This window comes from Bradyrhizobium sp., from assembly GCF_016462955.1.
Taxonomy (GTDB): domain Bacteria; phylum Pseudomonadota; class Alphaproteobacteria; order Rhizobiales; family Xanthobacteraceae; genus Bradyrhizobium.
Genome location: NZ_JAEMSD010000296.1, coordinates 878 through 6,056, shown reverse-complemented (window position 1 = coordinate 6,056; position 5,179 = coordinate 878). Strand labels below are relative to the sequence as shown.

The following is a 5,179-nucleotide window of genomic DNA, read 5'->3' as shown; positions in this document are numbered from 1 at the left end:
ACCGCGATCAGAACCACGGTCATGGCGATGATCGGGCTCGCCAGCGCGCGTGCGGACTCGATCGCGGCCTCGACCGGCGCGACGCCTTCGTCGATCAGCCGGTGCACGCTCTCTACCACGATGATGGCGTCGTCGACGACGAGACCGATCGCGAGCACCAGCGCCAGCAGCGTCAGCAGATTGATGGAGAAGCCCATCAGCAGCATCAGCCCGAATGTTCCGACCAGCGACAGCGGGATCGCGATCAAGGGGATCAGGACCGATCGCCACGAGCCCAGGAACAGGAACACCACCACGATCACGATCAAGACCGCTTCCACCAGCGAATGGACGACCTCGTCGATCGAGGAGTTGACGAAGTCGGTGGAGTCGTAGAGCACCTCGCCGACGAGACCGTTCGGAAGCCGCGCCTCGATGTCAGGCAGCACCGCCTTCACGCCGTTGACGACGTCGAGCAGATTGGCCGTGGGTGCCGTCTGGATGCCGATATAGACCGCCGTCTTGCCGTTGAATTTCGTTTCGCTGTCGTAATCGTCGTTGCCGAGCGTCACGTTCGCGACGTCGCGCAGGCGGATGATGGCTCCGTTGACGGTCTTGACCACGAGGTTGCGGTACTGCTCCAGCGAATGGAGGTTGGTCGAGGCGGCAAGATCGACCTGCACCAGCCTGCCCTTGGTCGTACCGAGGCCGGAGATGTAATCGTTGCCCGAGAGCGCCGTCGAGACGTCGCTCGCGGTGAGGCCGTAGGAGGCCAGCTTGTCGGGATCGAGCCAGGCCCGGAGTGCGAACTTCTTGGCGCCGAGCAGCTCGGCGGTCTGCACGCCGGCGACGGCTTGCAGCCGCGGCTGCACCACGCGCGTCAGATAGTCGGTGATCTGGTTCGGCGCCAGCACCTCGCTGGCGAAGCCGATATACATCGCGTCGATGGTCTGGCCGACCTTCAGCGTCAGGGTCGGCTGCTGCGTCCCGGTCGGAAACTGGTTGAGGACCGAATTGACCTTGGCGTTGATCTCCGTCATCGCCTTGCCGGAATCGTAGTTCAGCCGCAGATTGACCGTGATGGTGCTGGAGCCGGTGACGCTGCTCGAGGTCATGTAGTCGATGCCATTCGCCTGGGCGATGGCGTTTTCGAGCGGCGTCGTGATGAACCCGGCGATGATGTCGGAATCGGCGCCGGCATAGGCGGTGCTCACCGTGACGATGGCGTTCTGCGTGCGCGGGTATTGCAGGATCGACAGCGTTGCCATCGAGCGCAGGCCGAGCACGAGGATCAGGGCGCTGACCACGAGCGCCAGGACCGGCCGGCGGATGAAAATATCGGTGAAACGCATCTGGATTGGCTCGTTCTCTCTGCTGACGGCAGCGGCCGCCGCGAAACTACTGGTCGACGATGTTCGGCGCGGCCTCGGCCTGCGGCACGTGCGAATTGTCGATCTTGACGGGACTGCCGTTCCGCAGCTTGAGCTGGCCGGCGATCACCACCGTTTCGCCCGGCTTGATGCCCTCGTTGACCGCAACGCGATCACCCTTCGGCGGCCTGGTCTTGACGAACATCTGCCGCGCAGTGCCCTGCCCGTCGCGGAGATCATCGACGAGGTAGACGAGATCGCCGTAGGAATTGTTGACGATTGCGGTGAGCGGGACGGTGACGACCTGCTCCGGCCTGCCGACGGCGATCTCGACCTTGGCGAACATGCCGGGGAGCAGCCGCGCCGCGCCGTTGCGCAAGGTGGCGCGGACCTGGACGTTCCGGCTGGCCGAATCGATCTTCGCATTGATCGCCGTGATCTGCCCGGTGAAGCGCTCGGCCGGGAAGGCGTCGACGGCGACGGTCACGTCCTGCCCGATCCGGATCGAGGCCAGCGCCTGCTGCGGCAGATAGAAGTCGATGTAGATCGGATCGAGGCTCTGGAGCGTGACGATGCTGGTACCCGCCGACAGGTACTGGCCGAGATCGACGGCGCGGATGCCGAGACGGCCGGAGAACGGCGCCTTCAGCGTCTTCTGCTCGAGCAGGGCCTTCTGCTGCTCGACCAGCGCCTGGGCGTTCTTCAGGTTGGCCTTGTCGCTGTCGACCGTCGCCTGGCTCACGGCGCTGAACTTGATCTGCTCCTCGTCGCGCTTGAGCACGATCGCGTAGTTTTCCGCCGTCGCCTGCAGAGAGCGCAGCTTGGCGACGTCGTCGGTCGCCACCAGCGACAGCAGGGTCTGCCCAGCCGCGACGCTGTCGCCCGAGGAGAATTCGATGCTCTGCACGATGCCGGCGACCTGGAGTGCGAGATCGGCGCCGTTCACCGCCCGGAGCGAGCCGACCGCATTCAGGCTCGACTGCCAGGGCGCGTCCGCCGCGACCACCGTGGAGACGGTCTGCGGCGGGTTGGCCAACGCGCCGATCGCCTTCCTGATCATCATCTCCTTGAAGGTCTGGAATCCGTAAAGGCCGCCGAACAGGACCGCCATCCCGCACAGCATGATTGTCATCCGCTTCATCATCGCAACGCGTCCTCGGTCTTCTTGTTGCTGCCGGCGAAGTAACCGGCATTGGCGCGCGGCAGCGCGTCCGGCGTCTCGTCCACGCGATTCCACCAGCCGCCGCCGAGCGCCTGGAACAGCGCGGCGGTATCGGTGAAGCGGGTGGCCTGCGCCTTGATGCGGGACACCCGCGCGTTCAGGTAGGATTGCTGCGCGTTGATGATGTTGGCGTAAGGCACGGCGCCGGTCTTGAATTGCTCGACCGCCATCGCAAGACTATCGGCCGTCGCCTTCTCCGCCGCGGCCTGCGCCTTCAACGCTGCGGCGTCGTACTGAATGGCGCGCAGGGAATCGGCGACGTTCTGGAAGGCGGTCACGACCGTGCTCTTGTAGAGCGCGAGATCCTGCTCGAACGCCGCCACGTCCGCTTCCTTGGTGTGGTAAAGCGTTCCACCGTCGAAGATCTTCTGACTGACGCTGGAGGCCGCGCTCCAGACAATCGTCTCCGGCGAGAACAGCCGCTCGGGCCCCGTGGCACCGTAGCTGCCGGACAGCGTGAGCTGCGGCAGCAGGTTGGCGATGCCGACGCCGACCGTCGCCGTCGCCTGATGCAGGGTGGCCTCGGCCTGGCGAATGTCCGGACGCTGACGCACCAGGGTCGAAGGCAGCGACAATGGCAGGCGCCCCGGAAGGCGCAGATCGGCCAGTCGGACGTGTTCGCCGCGGTCCTGGCTGGGCAGCCGTCCCAGATAGGCCATCAACTGATTGCGCTGTTGCGCCAGCTGCTTCTGCAGCGGAGCCAGCGTCGCCTTGGCTTGAGCCAGCGTCGCCTCCTGCGAGAGCACGTCCGCTTTCGCAATGGCGCCGATCTCGAACTGGCGCTGGATGCGCGCGAGCTGATCCGAATCCGCCTTGATGATCTCCTCCGTCGCGAGAATTTGATCCCGCAAGGAGGCATCGGTGATCGCGGCGGTCACCACGTTCGCCGTCAGCGCCAGATAGGTCGCTTCGAGCTTGAAGCCCTGATAGTCGGCCTGCGCTTGAAGCGCCTCGACCGAGCGGCGGGTGCCGCCCCAGATGTCGAGCGCGTAGGAGACGCTGACGGAGGCGTTGTAGAGCGTGTAGGTCGAGGCCTGCGCCGGCCATTGTCCCGACTGCGAGGTGCTGACCCGATCTCGCTCCGCCGAGGCGCTGCCGGACACTTGCGGAAACAGACCGCCTTGCTGCGCCAGTGCATTCTCCCGCGCATAGCGCAAAGCGAACTGCGCCGCCTGCACGTCGGGATGATTGCGGATGGCCTCCTCGACGAAGGCGTTGAGCTGCCGCGACCTGAACAGCGCCCACCAAGCGCCGGGAATGTCCCTGCCCGTCTCGAAGCCCTGCGAATTGCCGCCGGCCGTCGGCGCGCTCGCGGTGGCGCCCGGCCGCTGCTCGCGTGTGTAGCCGCTCACCGCCGGTCCGGCCGGCGACACAAAATCCGGTCCGACGGCACATGATGCGAGCAGCGCACCGCAGAGCGAGACGCCGGCCCAGGCCGAGGCCCGCGCCCACCCTCCTGCGACGACGGGAACGTGCCTGGGCCTGCCTGGAAGATGAGCTATCAAAGAACTAAACCGTTTAGTTTTTGTCCGGGAGGCTGTATGTTGCAGGTTGGAACCAAAAGTCAAGCCGTGGGGTTACGGGTCGATGACGACGACAGTGCCTAGGGCGCAGATGCGAGAGACCACAGAGCCGGCGGATACGAGTCAGAAGCCGCGCGCCAGGGCCAAGCACAGCCAAATTCTCGACAGCGCTCGCGTTCTGTTTCTCGATCACGGCTTCGATGCCACCAGCATGGACGCGGTCGCGCGCGAGGCCGGGGTCTCGAAGGCTACGCTCTACGTTCATTTCGACGACAAGGACGATCTGCTGCTCGCGCTCGTGAATGAGGAGTGCAAGCGCTTCGGGCCGAAGACGCTATGGCGCGACCATGGCGGCAAGATCGACCTCAGGGCAGAACTCCATGCCATCGGCACGACGTTCCTCGAAGCCTTTCTCGATCCGCGCGGGCTCGCCGTGCACAGGCTCGTGATGTCCTGCGCTTCGCGTTATCCGCGCGTGGCGGAGGTCTTCATGAAGTCGGGCCCGGAGCGCTGCGACGCCGAAGTTGCTGCCTTCCTTCGTGCGGCGCAGGCGCAGGGGCTCGTCGACGTTCCCGACGTCGCCATGGCTGCGACTCAGTTTCTCAGCCTGATCCAGGGCAAGGAAATCCTGAAATGGGCTCTCTCGATGAAGACACCGAGCCCAGCTCGCCATCGCGCGCTGATCGAGAACGGCATCAACGTGTTTCTGGCGGCGTATGAGCGACGTCCCGCCGCCGCGAAGCAGCTGCGGCGAAAGCCGGCGACGACATCTGCACGCCGTTAAAGCATGATCCGGAAAAGTACGAAGCGGCTGTCCGGAAAGATCATGCGTAAGCAGCTCACGCACCGAGCACGTCGGCGAGCCGCAACTCGTCGGCCGAGGGATCCTTCAGGAACAGTTCGGCCTCGATCTCGGTGAGATGCGACAGCATCAGCGCGCGGGCGGCCTGCTTGTCACGTCCTCCAATCGCCGCGACGATCGCCGCGTGATGATCGGTGCCGCAGGCCGGCGTGTCGTGGCGGCGGTAGAGCAGGATGATCAGCGAGGAACGTGCGATCAGCTCCTTGAGGACGCCGAGATAGAT

At 65.1% G+C, this 5,179-nt stretch carries 5 protein-coding genes; 1 reads left to right on the top strand and 4 read right to left on the bottom strand.

What is annotated here, in order from left to right; genetic code table 11:
• The 3 genes from JHD07_RS25375 to JHD07_RS25365 form a co-directional block, all read right to left on the bottom strand.
• The coding region (locus tag JHD07_RS25375; RefSeq protein ID WP_291627009.1) for an efflux RND transporter permease subunit at positions 1-1,331 on the bottom strand (1,331 nt) is incomplete at its 3' end.
• 46 nt (positions 1,332-1,377) lie between these two features.
• Positions 1,378-2,460, bottom strand: coding sequence for an efflux RND transporter periplasmic adaptor subunit (locus JHD07_RS25370; protein ID WP_291627020.1), 1,083 nt, complete (start codon positions 2,458-2,460; stop codon positions 1,378-1,380).
• Positions 2,461-2,489: 29 nt separating this feature from the next.
• On the bottom strand, positions 2,490-3,977 hold the full coding sequence (locus tag JHD07_RS25365) for an efflux transporter outer membrane subunit (RefSeq protein WP_291627018.1): 1,488 nt from the start codon (positions 3,975-3,977) through the stop codon (positions 2,490-2,492).
• Positions 3,978-4,158: 181 nt separating this feature from the next.
• On the opposite strand from JHD07_RS25365, the gene JHD07_RS25360 reads away from it, so the two are divergent.
• Positions 4,159-4,878 carry a TetR/AcrR family transcriptional regulator gene (locus JHD07_RS25360; RefSeq protein ID WP_291627007.1) on the top strand — a complete coding sequence of 240 codons (720 nt, stop codon included), beginning with the start codon at positions 4,159-4,161 and terminating at the stop codon, positions 4,876-4,878.
• A 55-nt stretch (positions 4,879-4,933) separates the two neighbouring features.
• Here the strand turns inward: JHD07_RS25360 and JHD07_RS25355 are convergent.
• A partial coding sequence (locus JHD07_RS25355; RefSeq protein WP_291627005.1) for an FCD domain-containing protein occupies positions 4,934-5,179 on the bottom strand: 246 nt, incomplete at its 5' end.